General features: G+C 65.3%; 18 protein-coding genes. 12 read left to right on the top strand and 6 right to left on the bottom strand.

The annotated features are described in order from the left end of the window. The first annotated feature begins 140 nt into the window (after positions 1 to 140). A complete protein-coding gene (locus CK489_RS10665; protein ID WP_095732281.1) occupies positions 141 to 2,363 on the top strand; it encodes an acetate--CoA ligase family protein in 2,223 nt (740 codons plus the stop codon). A gap of 146 nt (positions 2,364 to 2,509) precedes the next feature. Here CK489_RS10665 and CK489_RS10660 read toward each other — a convergent pair whose 3' ends face one another. Together CK489_RS10660 and CK489_RS10655 are read right to left on the bottom strand one after the other, a co-directional pair. After that, positions 2,510 to 3,229 (bottom strand): S1 family peptidase, encoded by a 720-nt coding sequence (locus CK489_RS10660; RefSeq protein WP_430649200.1) that lies wholly within the window; start codon positions 3,227 to 3,229, stop codon positions 2,510 to 2,512. A gap of 206 nt (positions 3,230 to 3,435) precedes the next feature. Beyond that, complete coding sequence (locus CK489_RS10655; protein ID WP_050630161.1) at positions 3,436 to 3,702, bottom strand: hypothetical protein; 267 nt, start codon at positions 3,700 to 3,702, stop codon at positions 3,436 to 3,438. Between the two features lie 26 nt (positions 3,703 to 3,728). Here CK489_RS10655 and CK489_RS10650 point away from each other — a divergent pair, with 26 nt between their 5' ends. The 10 genes from CK489_RS10650 to CK489_RS10610 all read left to right on the top strand — a co-directional run bounded on the left by CK489_RS10650 (position 3,729) and on the right by CK489_RS10610 (position 12,743). Continuing rightward, on the top strand, positions 3,729 to 4,406 hold the full coding sequence (locus tag CK489_RS10650) for a LuxR C-terminal-related transcriptional regulator (protein ID WP_245350314.1): 678 nt from the start codon (positions 3,729 to 3,731) through the stop codon (positions 4,404 to 4,406). A gap of 353 nt (positions 4,407 to 4,759) precedes the next feature. Then, complete coding sequence (locus CK489_RS10645) at positions 4,760 to 7,198, top strand: S8 family serine peptidase (protein WP_095732280.1); 2,439 nt, start codon at positions 4,760 to 4,762, stop codon at positions 7,196 to 7,198. A 174-nt stretch (positions 7,199 to 7,372) separates the two neighbouring features. Continuing rightward, positions 7,373 to 7,567 (top strand): hypothetical protein, encoded by a 195-nt coding sequence (locus CK489_RS10640; RefSeq protein WP_050419847.1) that lies wholly within the window; start codon positions 7,373 to 7,375, stop codon positions 7,565 to 7,567. Positions 7,568 to 7,624: 57 nt separating this feature from the next. Continuing rightward, complete coding sequence (locus CK489_RS10635) at positions 7,625 to 7,804, top strand: hypothetical protein (protein WP_095732279.1); 180 nt, start codon at positions 7,625 to 7,627, stop codon at positions 7,802 to 7,804. A gap of 50 nt (positions 7,805 to 7,854) precedes the next feature. After that, complete coding sequence (locus CK489_RS40670; RefSeq protein WP_143278121.1) at positions 7,855 to 8,193, top strand: hypothetical protein; 339 nt, start codon at positions 7,855 to 7,857, stop codon at positions 8,191 to 8,193. Positions 8,194 to 8,289: 96 nt separating this feature from the next. Then, positions 8,290 to 8,976: a methyltransferase family protein gene (locus CK489_RS10630; RefSeq protein ID WP_095732278.1), complete on the top strand. Its 687-nt coding sequence runs from the start codon at positions 8,290 to 8,292 to the stop codon at positions 8,974 to 8,976. Positions 8,977 to 9,127: 151 nt separating this feature from the next. Further along, positions 9,128 to 9,763: an HAD-IA family hydrolase gene (locus CK489_RS10625; protein ID WP_050630156.1), complete on the top strand. Its 636-nt coding sequence runs from the start codon at positions 9,128 to 9,130 to the stop codon at positions 9,761 to 9,763. A gap of 173 nt (positions 9,764 to 9,936) precedes the next feature. Continuing rightward, complete coding sequence (locus CK489_RS10620; RefSeq protein WP_095732277.1) at positions 9,937 to 10,251, top strand: hypothetical protein; 315 nt, start codon at positions 9,937 to 9,939, stop codon at positions 10,249 to 10,251. Positions 10,252 to 10,412: 161 nt separating this feature from the next. After that, positions 10,413 to 11,360 carry an AAA family ATPase gene (locus CK489_RS10615; protein ID WP_095732427.1) on the top strand — a complete coding sequence of 316 codons (948 nt, stop codon included), beginning with the start codon at positions 10,413 to 10,415 and terminating at the stop codon, positions 11,358 to 11,360. A gap of 6 nt (positions 11,361 to 11,366) precedes the next feature. Beyond that, positions 11,367 to 12,743, top strand: a complete 1,377-nt coding sequence (locus tag CK489_RS10610) for a vWA domain-containing protein (RefSeq protein ID WP_095732276.1) — start codon at positions 11,367 to 11,369, stop codon at positions 12,741 to 12,743. Between the two features lie 19 nt (positions 12,744 to 12,762). Here the strand turns inward: CK489_RS10610 and CK489_RS10605 are convergent, their stop codons facing one another. Continuing rightward, a complete protein-coding gene (locus CK489_RS10605) occupies positions 12,763 to 13,290 on the bottom strand; it encodes a hypothetical protein (RefSeq protein ID WP_245350313.1) in 528 nt (175 codons plus the stop codon). A gap of 338 nt (positions 13,291 to 13,628) precedes the next feature. Between CK489_RS10605 and CK489_RS10600 the strand changes: the two genes are divergently transcribed. Continuing rightward, positions 13,629 to 14,849: a T6SS phospholipase effector Tle1-like catalytic domain-containing protein gene (locus CK489_RS10600; protein ID WP_095732275.1), complete on the top strand. Its 1,221-nt coding sequence runs from the start codon at positions 13,629 to 13,631 to the stop codon at positions 14,847 to 14,849. 3 nt (positions 14,850 to 14,852) lie between these two features. Here the strand turns inward: CK489_RS10600 and CK489_RS10595 are convergent, their stop codons facing one another. From CK489_RS10595 to CK489_RS10585, 3 genes are read right to left on the bottom strand one after another with little or no spacing between them, the layout of a single operon-like run. Continuing rightward, positions 14,853 to 17,075, bottom strand: coding sequence for a xanthine dehydrogenase family protein molybdopterin-binding subunit (locus tag CK489_RS10595; protein ID WP_095732274.1), 2,223 nt, complete (start codon positions 17,073 to 17,075; stop codon positions 14,853 to 14,855). Beyond that, on the bottom strand, positions 17,072 to 17,560 hold the full coding sequence (locus CK489_RS10590; protein WP_050630152.1) for a (2Fe-2S)-binding protein: 489 nt from the start codon (positions 17,558 to 17,560) through the stop codon (positions 17,072 to 17,074). The genes CK489_RS10595 and CK489_RS10590 overlap by 4 nt, the downstream gene beginning before the upstream one ends. Continuing rightward, a complete protein-coding gene (locus tag CK489_RS10585) occupies positions 17,557 to 18,900 on the bottom strand; it encodes a cytochrome c (protein WP_050630151.1) in 1,344 nt (447 codons plus the stop codon). Before CK489_RS10585 ends, CK489_RS10590 begins: the two co-directional genes overlap by 4 nt. Between the last annotated feature and the right edge of the window lie 98 nt (positions 18,901 to 18,998).

The following is an 18,998-nucleotide window of genomic DNA, read 5'->3' as shown; positions in this document are numbered from 1 at the left end:
TTGCAAGCGACGCCCTGACTTGCGCCAGCGTGAGTTGCTACCCCCTTTCCCTCGCCATAAAAACAATGAAAAATCATCTCCTGCGGTGATGCGCCGTGGGCCAGAGGAAACAAGCAGAACAAGGATAAAGGGCAGGCTCCATGGAAGCTTTCGCAAGCACCGCGTCTCATGTGTCCCACAAATGGGCGCCGCCCGCTGACGCCGGTGACATCGTCAAGAGCATCCATGCGATGCTGCACCCGCGCAACATCGTGCTGGTCGGCGCCACCGACAAGCCCGGCAACTACGCCGAGCGGATCTGGAACAACCTGGTCAAGTACAAATATGCCGGCGGCCTTTATCCGATCAACGCCAAGCGCGAGGCCATCTGGGGCGTCACCTGCTACAAGGATTTCGCCAGCCTCCCCGAAAAGCCCGATCACGTGCTGGTGCTGGTGCCGGCCCGCTTTGCCGTGCAGGTAATCCGCGACGCGGCGGCCGCCGGCGCGCGCTCCGCAACCATCGTCACCTCGGGTTTCAGTGAGCTGCAGGACGAGGAAAGCCAGCGACTCGCGGTCGAGCTGAAGCAGGCGATCAAGGAGACCGGGCTCGCCGTCACCGGCCCGAATTGTCTCGGCAATCTCAGCGCCGGCGAGAACCTGTTCACCAATATCGACGACCGAATCGTCACCATGGAGCCGGGCGCGGTCGCGATCGCCGGCCAGTCCGGCGCGATCGTGATGGCGATCCGCCAGGCACTGGAGGATCGCGGCGTCGGCGTCGGGTACATGGTCACGACCGGCAACGAGTCCGGTCTCGAGACCCCGGACCTGATGAGCTATTTCGCCGCCGATCCGAGCATCCGCGTCATCGTGGTCTATCTCGAAGGCGTCAGGAACACGAAGGTGTTCCGCGATGCCTGCAAGGCCGCGCGCGCGGCGGGCAAGCCGGTCATCGCGCTCAAGCTCGGCGCCTCCGAAGGCGGCCGCGCCGCGGCGATGGCGCATACCGGCGCACTCGCCGGCTCGATCGAGACATTCGATGCGATCTCGACCCGCGAGGGCGTGATCCGGGTGCGCGGACTGGATGAATTGATCGAAACCACCGAGTGTTTCGTCCATGCCGATCCGCCGAAGGGCAATCGGCTGGCGGCAGTGTCGCTATCGGGCGGCAAGCGTGGGCTGCTGATCGACGCATTCTATTCTGCCGGGCTGAACTTCGCGCCGCTGAGCCCGAACGCGTCCGAGCAGCTGGCGAAGATGCTCGGCCCCGGCAGCATCGTCGGTAATCCGCTCGACGCCGGCTTCGCCGCGGTGGTCGATCCCTCCGTCTACATGAAGTCGATCAAGATCATGATCGACGATCCCGACACCGACGTCGTCATCATCGATGCCGAGCTGCCGAAGGCGCCGCACGAGCTGCGCGAGCGCAATCTGCGTATCGTCGACGAGATGGCCGGCCAGGCCAACAAGCCGGTGATCTATATCAGCGCAATGTCGATCGGCTTCACCGAATTCACCAAGGGACTGCGCAAGTCCCTGCCCAATATCGCAGTCATGCAAGGCCTCGACCGCGCGGTCGGCGCGATCAAGTCGCTGATCGAATATGCCGGCCTGCGCAAGGAAGTGCCCGACATCACGTCGAGCTCGAAGGCGTCAGCGCGCGCCGTGCTGGAGAAGACGCTGAAGGCCGCCGACGGCGCCGCCGCGCTCGACGAGGTCGCCTCCAAGCAGCTGCTCAAGGCCTACGGCATCCCGATCTCGAAAGAAGCGGTTGCGCAGACCGCGGCCGAGGCCGTGAAGATCGCCAAGCAGATCGGATTCCCGGTGGTCGCCAAGGTGGTCAGCCCCGACATCCTGCACAAATCCGACATCGGCGGCGTCGTGCTGAACCTTGCCACCGCGGCCGAGGTGAAGAAGGCATTCAACGACATCACGGCGCGGGTGAAGAAGCTGAAGGGCAAGCCGAAGCTCGAAGGCATCCTGATTGCGCAACAGGTCAAGGCCGACCTCGAGCTCGTGGTCGGCGCCTCGCTCGATGCCGAGATGGGCCCGGTGGTGCTGTTCGGCACCGGCGGCGTCGATATCGAGCTGATGAAGGACGTCGCGCTGGCCGGCGCACCGCTCGATGCCGCCGAGGCAAAGCAGCTGATCGGCAAGACCAAGGCCGGCGTCAAGATGAAGGGCTATCGCGGCAAGCCCGCGCTGCACGAGCCGTCGGCGGTGAAGGCGCTGGTCGGGCTCTCCAACCTGATGGCCGACGCCAACGGCCGCATCGCCTCGATCGACGTCAACCCGTTCCTGATCAACAGCAAGCTCGGCGTCGCCGTCGACGGCCTGATCGTGCTGAACAACGCCGCCGCGAACAAGGCGGCGGGGCATTAGGTTACGGCGCAGCCAATGCATCTTCTTCAGCGGCCCTCGAAGGGCGACAGGCCGGCTGGTGGCCGCTCATCCTTCGAGGCGCGCAAGAGCGCGCGCCTCAGGATGACGGATTGCGAGCGTAAGGCCGGCTCGAAACGCGCTGTAATCTAGAAGCTCGCGCCCCACTGCAGCGCGGTCTGCATCACCCAGTCGCGATAGAGCGTGAGCGGCGTCACGCCGGTGATGCCGCCACAGCCGGCACTGCCGTTCGGGCCGGTGGACCAGCTCACCACGCCGACGATGACCGGCCCGCCTGGCTTGTCCTCGAACACCGGCGCGCCGGAATCGCCGGTGCAGGCGCCGAGCCCGTCGCGCACGCCCTGCCCGACCGGGTCGACGAGACGGATCTGCAGCGTGCCGGGCTTGCCGCTTGCGATCAGCCCGGCGACGCGAATGCTGCCGCCGCTCTTGCCGTCGCCGCGCACGGTGACGCCGACGCCCGCCACGGTGAAGCGGCCGCCGACCTGGATCGGAATGTTGGGCATGCCGAGCACGGCCGGCGCCTTGCCTGCGGCGGGCGCCGCGAGTTGCAGGAGCGCGACATCGGCGGTCGCGACATGGTTGGTCATCGCCTGCATCCGGAAGCCGGGATGGATCGCGACCGTCCTGACGTCCTGCAGCTTCGGCTGCCGGTCCGCGCCGTAATCGACAATCTTGTAATCGGCGCCGGGCTGCACGCAATGCGCTGCGGTCAGCACCACCTTCGGCGCGATCAGCGCACCGGTGCAGAAATTGCCGCGCGAACCGACGATGGTGACCACGGAGCGCGCGACACCATCGGTCGACGGCGCGCCGCCACCGACGATGGCCAGGGCCGGTGTTGCCATCAACAGGGTCAGAAAGGCTGCCGCTCGAATCAAGCTCGTCATAGAACCCCGTCGGTCTGCATTGGGATTGAGCACATCCGAGGCGCGGCATTGCGTCGCTCGCACCCGGCCTCGGAGAACACGCAATCTTGTACAGAGCATCCGCGCCAGCACGCGTCAATTATCTAAATATCTAGCCGTTTATCTAAATATCTAGCCGTCGCTGACTACGGCGTTGAAGTCACCGCCAGATTTTCCTGCAGCGCCGTGCTGCGCTCACGCTTCCTGGCGCAGTTCTGCCGCGATATCCGGGACATCGTACCGTGCATCGCGCTGTCGGCACGACGTCCGAATGTGAACTGCATCTCTTGATCCTGCGTGGATGGGGGCCGTAATTTCAACGTGATAATAATACAACCTCTGGCAGCACACCGCATACTTACCTTCATGACTTTCTGGATGCCGGTGCCGTCGACCACCAGACGGCTTTTCATCCGCCATTTCGTTGAGTTCGAGGATAATGATGAGGATCGCGGTCGTTACACCGATCAGGCTGTTCAGCGAGGGGCTTACCTCGAGTTTCCAGAATCATGCCGAGTTTGCCGTCGAGGCGGCGGTTTCCGATCTTGCCGGTCTGCGTGCGGCGCTCGCGACCGGCCGTGTGAACGTCATCCTGATCGACGTCACTCAGGGCATCGATCTCGATGAGGTGCGCGTGATTGCGAGCGAGCATGTCGACATCGCCCTGGTCGCGCTCGGCCTCAACGAGGATCGGCGTGACGTGGTTCGCTGCGGCCGGGCCGGGTTCAGCGGCTACATTTCCCGCAATGCCAGCTTCGACGAGCTCTGCCGCGCGCTGTCGGACGTCGCATCGGGGCGACTAGCTTGCAGCGCCGAGATTTCCGGCGGCCTGCTGCGCGCGCTGTTTTGCATGGAGCGTCAGAGCGATACGATCGACGCGGACCAGGGACTGACGCGCCGCGAAAGCGAGGTCCTCAGGCTCATCGGACAGGGCATGTCGAACAAGGAGATCGCGCGCGATCTCAACCTCAGCCTTGCGACCGTCAAGCACCACGTCCATCACGTGCTGCAGAAGCTCGGCCTGCCGCGCCGGGCTCAGGCGATGCGGCGAGTACGCGAGGCGCCGTGGATCGCATCATCTGCGCCGGCTCCCGACCGTCGCCGCGAACTCGACTGACACAAATCACCTGAATTCCGTATTCGACTGAAAGCAGCACGCGCATGCGTTGGTGTGCGCATGCGGCACGATTTTCCGCGCACGCGTGCGCATCACGCCGTCAGGCCGATCCCGACTAAATCCTTTGATCGATCTTTCGACGCGCAGGGTCGATCTCCTGGATCGGTCGATCCGCATCATCGGCTCGATCCTTTTTGAGCCACCGCGGCGAATAGGCCTTTCGCCGCACGCCTGTCACAACAGCACCAACGCAGCGACAGACCGCCCGTTTCGTGCGCTGCGTGAAAAAGCAAATTGCCGTGGAAGACGGATCGGCTGCGTGAGTTCGCGGCTGATCGGTCAGGACTGATTTCATGAATCCAGTTGCCGACATCGCTGGTCTGACTGCCTTGTGGCAGAAAACGTCGGGGGGCGACCCCGCGGTGAAGATCGCGATCATCGACGGTCCCGTCGATCTCAATCATCCCTCGCTCCGACAGGCCCGCGTCGCCATGGGCGGCCAGTTCGTCGCACCGTCCTCGCCGATAATCCAGTCCGAGCACGGCACCCATGTCACAAGCGTGCTGATGGGCACGCCCGGCAGCCCGGTGCTCGGCGTCGCGCCGAATTGCAGCGCCACCGTGTTCTCGATCTATCGCGAGAATGCCGCGGGGCAGATAGAGTCGTCCTCGCAGAGCACCCTGGCGCTCGCGATCAACCAGGCGCTCGCCGTTGGCGCCGACGTCATCAACATCAGCAGCGGCCAGCAATCCGCGACAGGACAGGCCGACCGCATCCTCGTCGACGCGGTCCGCGCCTGCGAGCGCGCCGGCAAGCTGATCGTCGCCGCGGCCGGCAATGACGGCTGTCGCTGCGTCCAGGTGCCGGGCAGTCTCGCTTCGGTGCTGGCGGTCGGCGCGTGCGACCTGGCCGGCAATCCGCTGCCGTTCAGCAATTTCGGCGACGCCTATCTCGAGAACGGCATCCTGGCGCCGGGCGAGAACGTCGCGGGTGCCTCACCGGTCCGCAACGTCATTCTCCGGTCCGGAACGAGCTTCGCTGCACCGATCGTCACAGGTGTCGTCGCATTGTTGCTCTCATACCTGCGCCAGAACGGACGCAAGGCCGATCCGCAAGCCGTTCGTGCCGCGCTGCTCGAGAGCGCGGAGCCCTGCAGCAGCGACGGCAGCGCCTCGCGCTGTCTCGCCGGTCGGCTCGATATTCCCGCGGCTGTCGCCGCCCTGCTTGGCGAGCAGGCGGACTCCGTCATGCCGTCGGGTGCCACGGCCGCGCCTCCCCGCTTCTGGGGAGTGTCCGCGCGCCCTTTCCTCCAACCGTCATCCGCCGCTCAGCCAACTGCAACCAGAGAGGATTCCATGGGAGATCTATCAGCAATGTCTGCACCATCGGCTCCGCGCATCTTCGGGCCGGACGGCTCGGTCCTGCGAAACAGCGCCGGAATCATGCCAAGCGAGGCGCAGCCCGCCGCGCCGGCAGCACCTGCGGCCATGGCCGTTGCCGTTGATCACGGCGTCGTTGCCGCGCCGATCGCAGCGCCCGCCCCGTATCCGTACCACGCTCCCCATCCGGGCGGCGACATGGTCTGGATGCCGGCGCCTGCTCCGCAAATGGTCATGCCGCAGATGGCGATGCCAGCCGTCGGCATGATGCCGCAAACTTGGCTGCAGCCGCAGCAGATGCCGGCGCTGATGCCGAGCAACGCGCTTCCGGTCGCAATGCCCCAGGCGCTACCGGTGTTCGAGGCCCCCGCAGTCCGGACCAGCGAGAAGAGCTGCGGTTGTCGCGGCGGCATGCGTCCGCGAGGCGCTGCGGCCGAGCCCACCAGTCAACTCGCCTTCCCGATCGGCCGGCTGTTCTACGATTTCGGTAAGGAAGCTCGCCTCGACTACTTCGTGCAGGCGATCGCCAACTGGCGCGACAGCCTGATCGGACGCGGCGATCCGGCGTTCGGAACAGATCGCGACCGGTCCGGCGATACTTCGGCGCCGTACAATCCGGCGATCATGGCGCGCTATCTGCTGAACCAGGCCGAGGGCGAGACCGCGACACCGGCCGGCGCGGGCAACAACTTCCCCGACGCCGACGCCATCACCTGGACGATGACGATCGATTCGATCCCGATCTACGCGATCAAGCCGCTCGATGTGTTCGGGCTCGGGTTCTTCGCCGCGCTGATCCTGGCGCTGTGGCACCAGGAGGTCTCGCGCGACGACCCCGCGACGGCCCGTACTGTGGTGAAGGCGACAGCGGCCCTGGCCGACGCCGACGCACGACCGACGGCAAACCCGCCATTCCCGCCGCCCGGCGGCGTCGCGCGGGTCTCAATGGCCGGCTGGGTCGACAGCAGCAGCACGACCAAGTTGCTCAACGGCACCGTCGTGCCAACGCTGGTGACCGATTGGCGCGGCTTCTACCAATGGGATTTGTTCACGCTGTTCGGACCACTCCCCTGGCCAGACGGCGCGGAAGGCTTCCTCGAGCGGATCTACAACGAGTTCCGCAACGTCGGTATCTCGCCGCAGGACCGCGCGCTGAATTATTCCGCGATGAATGCCTACAACACGCGGAAGATCTTCATTGATGCCGCCAAGAAGGGTCTGCGGCTCGACACAGTCGAGGTCGACCAGAGCGTCATCTGCCGGCCGGACTCGGACTGCCATGACGTGACCTACCGCTTCTTCAACCCGACGCAGGTCCTGACCCAGGCGCGCGAAGTCTATCAGTACACGATCGACGTCAGCGACGTGGTGCCGGTGGCAGTCGGGCCGCTGCGGTACTGGCAGGTCTATTGACGCGATTGCTCCTCCGCGTCCGGAGGAGATCAGAACGTGGCGCGAATGAGCGTCACGTGGTCCAGGGGATCGACGCGATGAGCGTGCCCCTGGGCGACGTCCAGCGACGGCTGCTCCGGTCGGTGCCTACCTCCCGTAGCCGCCGTCAATTCAAACCGAAAGAAGGAGCTGAACATGTACGCAAGGAACGACTTTGAGACCTTCGGCAGCGTGCGTAGCCCGATCCAGTGTGAGGGCATCGAGCGCGGTCCGAAGCGGATTGCCGAAGTTGCGGTCAACGGGTCCGTCAACCCGCAGGGCTGGGGCGACATCCTCGGCGGGATCGCAAAGGTCGCGATCCCCGCCCTCAGCGGCGTCCTCGGCATCTGATCGCCAAACTCGGGGCCCGGCGCTGTCGGGCCCCACCCCATCCTCGAGGAGGCCGATATGATGCAGAAGTCCACAGCCAGGAGCCCGCAGCAACAGCAGCAGAACGGTCGCCGGATCGAGCCCTCCGGGAAGATCGTCGTGTCGTCAGTCGTGACTCACGCCTCGCTGCTCGCCGCGATCAGCGACCGCAACCCGATCATCGCCAAACGCAGCACATCCGACGAGGACAATTCCTGATGTCCAAGTCCTGAGATCATCGTCATCACCCAACCTATGGAGCCGATGCCATGGCAAGAACGCCCCGCCAATCCGGATCCGGCAATGCCGCCCCGCCGCCGGCGGAAGCAGCAGCCTCAGCCTCAGCCGTTGCCGACGCACGGCGCCCGCTGGAAGCGGCTGTTGTCGCCCGTCCGAAGATCGCCACCACGCCTGCTCCGCCGACAACGTCGGCCTACATGGCACCGCCGCAGGGCCCCGGCGCCCCCCAGCAGATGCGCCATGACGGCTCGCCGAGTTCGGAGGAGAGACTCAACACCGCGATGAAGATCCTGCTCGATCCGGCGGCGCGTGCGCTGCCGAGCAAGGTCTATTCCGGACAGGCGCGAAATTGGACCCGCCGATCGTGACCGGTTTTGCACGCTGAGTGCTCGCTTCGATTCGTTACCAACGCAACGGCCCGCCCGATCCGGTGGCGCGGCCGTTGCCGTTCGCCGGAGAGGGAGATGGACGAGAACGGTAATCATCCGACCATCAATTTGCGCGGCGCCGTCTTCACGTGCGTGGGCCTCGGAACGCTCCTGTTTCTCACGGCCGGCACCATGCGCTGGACCGGCGCCTGGCTGTTCCTGCTCGAGATCACGATCGGTGGACTGATCACTGAGGCCTGGCTCGCCAGACATGATCCGGGGCTGCTGGCGGAGCGGCGCAGCGTGCGCGGCCAGGCCGAATGGGATCGCGTCATCACGACGATCATGCCGCTGTTGTGGCTGACATGGCTGCCGCTGATGGCGCTCGACGCGGTGCGGTACCAGGCATCGCTCGTCCCGTTCTGGCTGCAATGCGCCGGCGCGCTGATGATCGCCGCATCGTTCTACATCGTCTACCGGACCTATCGCGAAAACAGCTACGCCGCGCCGGTGGTGAAGATCCAGCGCGAGCGCGGACATGCCGCGGTGACCACGGGGCCATATGCCTACGTGCGACACCCGATCTATGCCAGCGGCCTGTTGACCTATGTCGGCACCCCGTTGCTGCTCGGATCCTGGTATGGCCTTGCCATCGTGCCGGTGATGGCGGCGTTGCTCGGCCTGAGGTCGATGATGGAGGAGCGGATGCTCGCCGCCGAGCTCGACGGTTACGCCGAATATCTCGGGCGTGTGCGCTATCGCCTGGTTCCGATGGTCTGGTGAGCCCGTTCCGCGCGGCGGAGTTTGCCGCGAACTGGCGGCTTGCCTGATCGGCGGCAATTCCAATAAAGAAGGCGTGACGCGCGTTTCCCTGTCTTCGGTCAAGCGGCCGGACGACCCGAGGCGAAGCCGCCGCTTTGCAACGGGCAGGATTATGATGATCGAGGCAGTGATCTGGGATTTCGGCGGCGTCTTGACCACCTCGCCGTTCGAGGCATTCGCACGCTATGAGACCGAGCGCGGCCTGCCGATCGATATCATCCGCCGCACCAACGCCGCCAACCATCTCGAAAACGCCTGGGCCAAGTTCGAGCGCGCCGAGATCGGGATCGACGCGTTCGACGAGCTGTTCGCGACTGAGTCGAAGGCGCTCGGCGCCGAGGTGCGCGGAAAGGACGTGCTGCCGCTGCTCTCCGGTGACCTGCGCCCCGAGATGGTCGAGACGCTGAAGCGTATCAAGGCCCAGTTCAAGACCGGCTGCATCACCAACAATCTGCCGTCGAACGCAATCGGTAGCCACAGCGGACGCACGCTCTACGTCGCCGAGGTGATGGCGCTGTTCGATCACGTCATCGAGTCCGCCAAGATCGGCCTGCGCAAGCCCGACCCGCGCATCTACCAAATGATGGTGGAGACGCTCGAGGTGAATCCTGCGAACTGCGTCTATCTCGACGATCTCGGCGTCAATTTGAAGCCGGCACGCGAGATGGGCATGACCACGATCAAGGTCGCGAATGCCGCGCAGGCGATCGGCGAGCTTGAGGCCGCAACCGGCCTCACGCTGAGGTGAAGCGGTTCACGCGCCTATTCACGCCGCATTCAGGCGGCGGCTTCTAATTGTCGGCCTCCCCGTGGATCACAGCGCGATCGCAAGATCGCATCATGATCCTTTCCTGGTCTGAGCATGACGTTCCGGAAAACCGACGCCCGTTTCTCCGGATCATGCCTGCGGAGGCACATCCCATGAAACGTCTTGTCGTCGCCCTTGTCTCGGCCACCTCGTTGCTGGTCTCGGCCGCAGCATTCGCGCAGTCAACCTCAACCCCCGCAGCGGCGCCGACGGCGGCTCCCGCGCAAGAAAGTACGGCGGCAGCGCCCGTGCCCGGTGCGAAGCGCGCAGCCTGCCAGAGCGCGGCGAAGGCGCTGAAGGGGCAGGAACGGCACGACCAGATGCAGCTCTGCATGGCGCAGGCGCATCTCGACTGCCTGAAGCAGGCTATCGACCAGAAGATCGTCGGCCCGCAGCGCAAGGATTTCGTCAAGAGCTGCGCGGGCTGACGGCAGGCGCGTCCGGGGTATTGCGCTCGGCGGAATACCCCGGAACCATGCGCTAACCCCAGCCTTGAAGCTGTGCCGTTGCAGGCCAAACGAGCCTTGTGCTTTGGCCGCAACGAGCGCAGAACAGGTCCGAGTTCAAGGCAAATTCGGAGCTGATCCTCGTGGCTGACACCAGGCCCACCGCCTCGATCGAGGCCGTGGAAAGCGGCCTCGCCGCACAAGGCTATATTGCGAGCCGGCAGATCGCGACGGCGGTCTATCTGTCGCAACAGATCGAGAAGCCGATCCTGGTCGAAGGCCCCGCCGGCGTTGGCAAGACCGAGCTGGCAAAGGCGATCGCCGCCTGGCGCGGCATGAAGATGATCCGCCTGCAGTGCTATGAGGGCCTCGACGAGGCCAAGGCGCTGTATGAGTGGAAATACGCCAAGCAGTTGCTCTACACCCAGATCCTGAAGGACAAGCTCGGCGAGGTGCTCGGCGGCGCGCAGTCATTGGCCGCAGCGCTCGACCAGCTTCACACCTTCGGTGACGTGTTCTTCTCCAAGGAATTCGTCGAACCGCGGCCGCTGCTGCAGGCGTTGGAGCAGTCCGCCGGCTGCGTGCTGCTGATCGACGAGATCGACAAGTCGGACGCCGAATTCGAATCGCTGCTCCTGGAGATCCTCTCCGACTTCCAGGTCACGATCCCCGAACTCGGCACCGTCTCCGCGGTGGCGCCCCCGACCGTGATCCTGACCTCGAACAGCGAACGCGATCTCGGCGATGCCTTGAAGCGGCGCTGCCTGCATCTGCACATCGGCTTCCCCGAGCAGAAGCTGGAGGAGCGCATTGTCGAGAGCCGGGTGCCCGGCATCTCGCAGACGCTGCGCAAGCAGATGGTCGGCTTCATCCACGAGATCCGCTCGCTGGATCTGAAGAAGCTGCCGTCGGTCAGCGAGGCGATCGACTGGGCGCGCGTGCTGGTGCTGCTGCAAGCCAGTGAGCTCGACCATGAGATCGTCAAGGACACGCTCAACGTGCTCCTGAAATACGAGGCCGATATCGAGGCCGCGACGCCGCAGATCTCGTCCTTCATCGCCAAGGCGTCGCGCCAGGGCGTGTTCAGCTAGACCAACATGCGCGAGAACCTGCATCGCTTCTTTCGTGCGGCGCGGGGAGCCGGGGTCCGGGTCTCGCCCGCCGAAAGCATTGACGCGATGCGGGCGGTCGCGCAGGTCGGCTTCAACGACCGCGACATCCTGCGCAACACCTTCCTGCTGACGCTTGCCAAGACCCAGGACGAGAAGCGCGCGCTCGGCGAATGCTTCGACCTGTTCTTCAGCCAGCCCGAGCCGCAGCAGGAGAATGCCGAGCAGAACAAGACCGACGACAACAGCGCGTCCGGTGCCAATCCGTCGGCGGATGAGCACGGCGATAACGCGGGCGGCGCCGCCAACGAGAATGTCGGGCCACTGGCGCAGATGCTGCTGTCGCAGGATCGCTCTGCGATATCGACCGCGATCGCCAACGCCTCCGGCGCCGCCTCGTTGCCGGATATCCGCTACTTCACCCAGCGCGGCATCTTCCAGACCCGCATCCTCGACGCGATGGGCATCCAGCGCCTGCGCGACGACATCGACGAACAGACCACGCGCAATCCGGCTCTTGCCGAGCGGCTGCAGGAGGCGCTCAACGGCCTGCGCGGCACCGTTCGCGACGCCGTCTCGCAGGCCCTGCTGCTCTACGGCCGCGAAGAGGCCGAAAACCTGCGCAACGAGATCCTGCGCAACGCGCCGCTGGCGCGGATCGAGCCGAGGCAGGTCGAGCAGATGCGCGCCCTGATCCGCCAGATCGCACGGCGGCTGCGCGAGCGCTATTCCAAGCCGCGCAAGCGCCAGCGCCGCGGCCATCTCGATGTCCGCCGCACACTGCGCCGAAACGCGGCCTGGGGCGGCGTGCCGTTCCTCACCGCGTGGAAGCGCAAGCATCGCGACCGGCCGAAAATCGTGGCGCTGTGCGATGTCTCGGGCTCGGTCGCGCGCGTCTCGGATTTCTTCCTGCTCCTGATCCACAGCCTGCACGAGGTCGTCGACGACGTCCGCTCCTTCGCCTTCTCGGGCCATTTGATCGAGGTCAGCGACATCCTGGAATCGATGTCGCCGGAAGAGGCGATGAAGGAGATCATGTCCAAGGTCGGCTTCGGCTCCTCCGACTACGGCAATTCCTTCGCCGATTTCGAGGACAATTGGATGAGCGCGATCACGCCGCAGACCACGGTGATCGTGCTCGGCGACGCCCGCAGCAACAATCTCGATCCGCGCGCCGACATCCTGCGCCGCATCGGCGAGCGCTCCAAGCGCCTCGTGTGGCTCAACCCCGAGGGCCGCATGGTCTGGGGTTTTGGCGATTCCGAGATGCCGCGCTACGCGACCTTTTGCACCGTGGTGCGCCAGTGCGCGACCGCCCAGCAGCTCGAGCGCGCCGTCTCCGACATCGTGGCGACCTATCAATAGGCCAGTCGGCCGAGCTGCCCTATAGCGCGAGCGATTCGCTGTGGAACAGCCATCCGACGAATGCGATCAGTGTCAGCGCGATCGACGCAGAGACACTGACGAGCTTGATCGTCGTGATCGCCTTCAAAGCCGAGACGGATCGCGCCGCCGCGTCCGGGTCGCCGCGCAGCAACAGCCATGCCAGCAGGCAATCCTCGATCAGATCGCTGAGCAGATACACCGCCGGCACGACCAGGCCGAGCCACGCCGCCGACGGATAGGTATGGGTGAGCCAGTGCGATGACGCTGCGCCCATCGCGCCCGCCAGCGCCAGCATGACGACGAGATCGAGCGGGAACAGGATCGGGAACACATACTTCAGCCGCAGATCGGACTGCACCAGCGCGCCGAGCTGGTCGCCGCTGTAGCTCAGCGTCTTCTCCGGAAAGCGGGTGCGGAATCGGTTGGCAAAAACGCGATCGGAATAGCTGCCGACCCACCGGAAAAGTCCGAACGCACTCACCACAAGTCCCGCGAGAATGATCGTCACGAGAGCTTGAGTGCTCATGCCGATCCATTCCTGATGATGAGAAAACTGCGGCAACCCGCAGGCAAAATGATCGCGCGCACCGGCGAAGTCCCCGAACGGGAGAAAATGTCAACGTACCGCAGCAATAATTGATCTTCAGATTCCCATCTTTTCCCTGGTGTTGCAATTGAATTCTACCGAGCGCCAGGGAGCGAGTATGCAGCCGATGCCAATGGCGGCGATGGGATCGGGGAAGGCACGGCGTCGCCGGCGCTCGCACCGCGTACACCAAATCGTCTTCAATTGGAGATTGAATCTTCCTCGCATCCTGCCATACATTGAGGCCACGAATTTCACGGCGACCGCAGGGGCCACGGATGCCGAAGGATATTTTGATCTTGTGCGACGGCACCGGCAACGAGATCGGCGCCAATATTTCCAACGTCCTGAAGCTGTTTCGCGTCTCCGACAAGGACGACCGGCAGCGGATCTACTATCATCCGGGGCTCGGTACCATCGGCCTGCAGAACAGCTGGGGGCGGTTCAAGCAGGAGGCGTGGGGCTTGTTCGGACTGGCCTTCGGCGCCGGCCTCGACAAGGATACGCTCGACGCCTACCAGTTTCTCTGCCGGCTCTGGGAGCCCGGCGACCGGGTCTGGATATTCGGCTTCAGCCGCGGCGCCTACACGGTCCGCGTGCTCGCCGCCTTTGTCCATGTGATGGGCCTATTGCCGGTCGACCAGCTCGACCTCGCCGGCTATGCCTTCGGCACCTACAAGAAGGCGAGCTCCGACGCCCAAAAGTCCGATGGCACGTTCGACGATGCGCCGCTGAAGGAAGCCTGGCACTTCAGCCAGATCGCCGGCGGCCGCAACATCGACATCGAGTTCGTCGGCGTGTGGGATACGGTGGCCTCGATCATCGTGCCGCGGCAGGACAATTTCCTGTTCGACATACAGACGCTGCTGTTCACGCGCACCAATTCGAGTGTGAAGCGCTTCCGCCAGGCGATCTCGATCGACGAGCGCAGGCGCATGTTCCGCCTCAACCAGTGGAAGGAGGGGCAGCTTTACCGGTCGAATCCGTTCGACCCGGCGACCGAGGTGCCGCAGGACATCCGCCAGGTCTGGTTCGCCGGCGTACACTCCGACGTCGGCGGCGGCTATCCGGAGGACCAGAGCGGGCCGTCGAAATTTCCGCTGATCTGGATGCTCGGACAGGCCGGGGCCGCCGGGCTGCAGATGGACCAGGCACTGATCGATCATCTCGCCTGGGGCACACCGTTGCCGCCGCACACCCACGAATATGCGCCGCCGAGCGCGACGGACCCGCTGCACAATTCGCTGACCGCCGCCTGGGAAATCCTGGAGTGGATTCCCAAGAGCGACAAGTGGAAGGAATGGCCGGAACGGAAATCCTTCCTCGGCTTCTACCTGCCGCGCGGCGAGCCACGGCCGATACCGGAAGGCGCGACCATCCATGCCTCGGTGCTGGAGCGGATGCAGAACGATCCGGCCTACAAGCCGATCAACATGCCCAGGACCTACACGGTCGAGCCGATGCCGACGCCGCCTGCGCCACCCGCGCCGACGGTTTGAGATTTACGCGTCGATCGCATCCTTGATCCGCTTGCGGCTGAGCGGCAGGTCGCGCAGCCGCTTGCCGGTCGCGTCCGCGATGGCATTGGCGAGCGATGCCGCCGCCGGACCCTGCCCGGTCTCGCCGCTGCCGAGGAACGGCTGGCCCGGGCGGTTGATGATGTGGACGGCGATGCTGTCGGGCACGGCGTCAAAGCGCAGGATCGGATAAGTCTGCCAGTCGATGCTGGTGATCCTGGTGTCGTCGAACGTGACGCTCTCATAGAGTGTCCAACTCGTCGACTGCACGATCGCGCCCTCGATCTGGTTGGTGATGCCGTCGGGATTGACGACCTGGCCGGCGTCGACGGCAGCGACCGCGCGCACCAGACGGGCCCGGCCGGTTTCGCGATCGACCTCCACCTCTGTCGCAATGGCGCAATAGGCGGCAAGGTTCTTGTAGCGCGCGAACGCAAAGCCATAGCCGCGATTCTGCGGCGGCTTTTGCCCGCGCGTCCAGCCGAACTCCCGGGCAGCGGTCTCCACCACCGCGCGGCCGCGCGCATCGTCGAGATGCTTCAAGCGAAACGCGACCGGATCATCGCCGGCGAGACCGGCCAGCTCATCCATGAAGCTCTCGATCGAGAATACGTTGTGATAGGCGCCGAGCGCGCGCATCGCGGAAATCCGCAGCGGCATCGTCGGGATGAAGTGATGCATCACATGCGCATTCGGGAAGTTGTAGATCGGGATCGCGTTGCGGTCGCCGCCGCCCTCCGGCAACGGCAGCGGCTTTGGCGCGGGCACCGCGAACGACCGCGCCATGTGCTGGGCCGCGAGCAACGAGCCGGCGCCGCCCGGCCGCATCGAATGCGTATTGCTCCATACCGCAAAATTCCAGTCAGCGATCCTTCCGTCCTCGGTCAGCGACGCGCTCAGCTTGGTCACCATCGCCGGACCATACGGCTCCCAGCCGTGCTCCTGCTCGCGCATCCACTGCACCCGAATTGGGCGACCGGGCAGCGCACGGGCAATCAGCGCGGCATCGGCCGCGGCATCGTCGGCGCCGTTATGGCCGTAGCAGCCGGAGCCTTCGACATGGATCAGGCGAACGCTCGACTGCGCCATGCCAAGCATCTCGGCAATCGCCTGCCGGTCCGGATAGACGCCTTGCGTATGCGTCCACACCGTCATCGCGCCATCGACGAACTGCGCGACAGCGCAGGATGGCCCGATCGAGCCATGCGACTGATAGGGCCGCGTGTAGGTGGCTTCGAGCGATCTCGCTCCGTTCACCGCGGGATCGCTGCGCTCGAAAATCGCGAAATCCTGCGAAGGCAGTGCCGTCAACGCATTTGCCAGATCCTGCTGGTTCGGCAGCTTCGCGCTCTCCCGCCACTTCGCCGCGGCTGATAGCGCCTTCATCGCCTTGACCGCGGAAAACTCCTTCTCCGCCACCACGGCGAGGAAATTGCCGTCGCGCACGATTCCGATCACGCCGGGCATCTTCTCGATCGCGGCGGTGTCGCATTCGGAGAGCTGCGCGCCGTAGCTCGGCGGGCGCACCACGCGTGCATGCACCATGCCGGGCAGCCGCATGTCCTGCACATAGGCCGCGCCGCCGGTGACCTTGGCCGGAATATCGACGCGCGGCACCGGCTGTCCCATCACTTTGAAGCTCGCGGGATCCTTGAGGTGCGACGTCGGCTGCGCCTCGACATGCAGCAAGTCCGAGGCGACGAGCTCGCCGTAGCTCAGGCGGCGGCCATCAGGGGCGATGACGACTGCGCTCTCGGTTCGCAACCCGTCGGGCGGCAGGTCGAACCGCCGCGCCGCCTCCGCGACCAGCAGCGCGCGCGCCTGCGCCGCGGCGTGCAGGATCGCGGTGCCGCTGTCCTGCATCGAGTGGCTGCCGGAGGTGTAGCCCTCATTCGCCGTGAGCTTTGTATCGGCAGTGATCACCTTTAGCGCATCGAAGGGAATGTCGAGCTGCTCGGCCGCGATCTGCTGGAACGCGGTCCGGAAGCCCTGGCCAAGCTCGGCCTTGCCCGTGAAGGCCGTGATCTGGCCGTCGGCATCGATGCGGATCCAGGAATCCAGATTGGGCGAGGTCGCAAGGCTGCCCGGCAGTTTCGGACCCTGCGCAGCCTTCTCCTGTGCCCCCGCGCGGCGCAGCGAGAAGCTGACGATCAGCGCGCCGCCACCGGCCAGCACGCTGCGGCGATCGAGCACTACGGGTGCGGTCATCGGACGCTCCTGTCACTTGCGTCGGCCGTATCCATCAGCCGGGCGGCGCGATGCACCGCGCGCAGGATGCGCATGTGTGTGCCGCAGCGGCACAGATGCGGCTCGAGCTCGGCGCGTATCTGCGCATCCGACGGCTTCGGATTACGCATCAACAGCGCCTGCGCTCGCATCATCATCCCGGCGATGCAATAGCCGCATTGCGCCGCCTGCTCCTCCATGAAGGCGCGCTGGATCGGCGCCGGAGCCGCCACCGTGCCGAGCCCTTCCAGCGTCGTCACCTGCTTGCCCTCGACGAGCAGCAGCGGCGTGACGCAGGACAGCACCGCCTTGTTGTCGACGATGACGGTGCAGGCACCGCATTGGCCGAGCCCGCAGCCGAACTTGGCGGCATTGAGCGCAAGATCATCGCGCAGCACATAGAGCAGCGGCGTATCCGGATCGGCGTCGACCTGATGATCCCGGCCATTGACCTTCAATGCCATCATGGCTTGCCTCGTTGTCTGGAGTCCGCAGGCGCGTCGGCCGCCGCAAGCGAAGCGGCCTGCACGGCGCGCGCATCGCGCACCGCCTTGTCGAGATCGCTCCATGCCGGCCGCTTGCCGAAGCGGGCGCGGAGATAGGCCGCGAGCGCAACCATCTGCGCGTCATCGATGCTGGCGGCGAAGCCCGGCATGATTGGACTGCGCTCGCCGGCGACGGCGCCGACGCCCGATAGCACGATGTTGAGAAGGTTGCGCGGATCGGAGCCTGCGATCGCCGTGCTGAGCGCGAGGTTGACACCACCGTATGGCAGTGCACGGCCGCCCTCATGGCAGCTCGCGCAGGCCGCGGTATAGATCGCGGCGCCTGCGGCGTTGGCTTGCGTTGCATCCGCCGCGGCCGATTGCGCCGCTGCATCATTGGGCGACTTGCGATCCGGCGTGGGCGCGCCCGAGACATCGGCCATGTACGCTGCGATGGCGCGCACGTCGCGGTCGGGCACCGTCGCGAGGTTACCGACCACCTCAGCCATCGGTCCGCGCGCGGTGCCGTGATCGGCGTGCCAGCCGCGGCGCAGATAGGCGTACAGCGCATCGGCGGTCCAGCGCACCGGGGCGTGCGAGGTGTCGTTCAGCGCGTAGGCGTGCCAATTGTCGACGTCGCCGCCGGAGAACTGCGCATTGACCTGCTCGGCGCCGAGCGCATTGCGCGGCGTGTGGCAGGCTCCGCAATGCGCGAGCCCCTCGACCAGATAGGCGCCGCGGTTCCATTCCGCCCCCTTCGCGGCGTTGGAAGGAACGTCGCCGCTGCGAAGATACAGCAGCTTCCAGCCTGCAATCAGCGGCCGGTAGTTCAACGGGAACGACAGCTGATTCGCCGGCGATGACGCATGCACCGGCTGCCGCGTCATCAGGAACGCATAGAGGGCCCGGTCGTCCGCGTCAGATACATTGGTGAAATGGTCATAGGGAAAGGTTGGATAGAGGTGCCGGCCGTCGCGGCCGACGCCCGCGCGCATCGCGCGGACGAACGCCTCCTCAGGCCAGCTGCCGATGCCGGTCTCGGCGTCCGGCGTGATGTTCGACGAGAAGATGGTGCCGAAAGGCGTCGGAACCGGAAGCCCGCCGGCGTAATTTCCACCGCCCTGCACGGTATGGCAGGTGTTGCAATTGCCGATCGCCGCGAGATCGCGGCCGCGTTTGACGATCTCGGGATCGAACGTATCGGGCCGCGGCGGCGCCATGGCCGCAATCTGCGGCCGCCAGGCGACCGCAAAGCCCACCGCCGCCCCCGCGACCAGCACGATCGCCGCAATGCCTGTGATGATCCGCAGTTGACCGGCCATGCGTCAATTGAGTTTGTTGTTGGGACGTGTATTAACACGTTTCGTTCCGGTATCGTTCGCCCAGACGACCTCGATCACCGCCTGTTGACCCCAAGGAC

The organism is Bradyrhizobium sp. UFLA03-84 (assembly GCF_002289535.1).
In the GTDB taxonomy this organism is placed as follows: Bacteria; Pseudomonadota; Alphaproteobacteria; order Rhizobiales; family Xanthobacteraceae; genus Bradyrhizobium; species Bradyrhizobium viridifuturi.
Note: the sequence above shows the minus strand (reverse complement) of the source record. Positions and strands in the feature narration are given on the sequence as shown.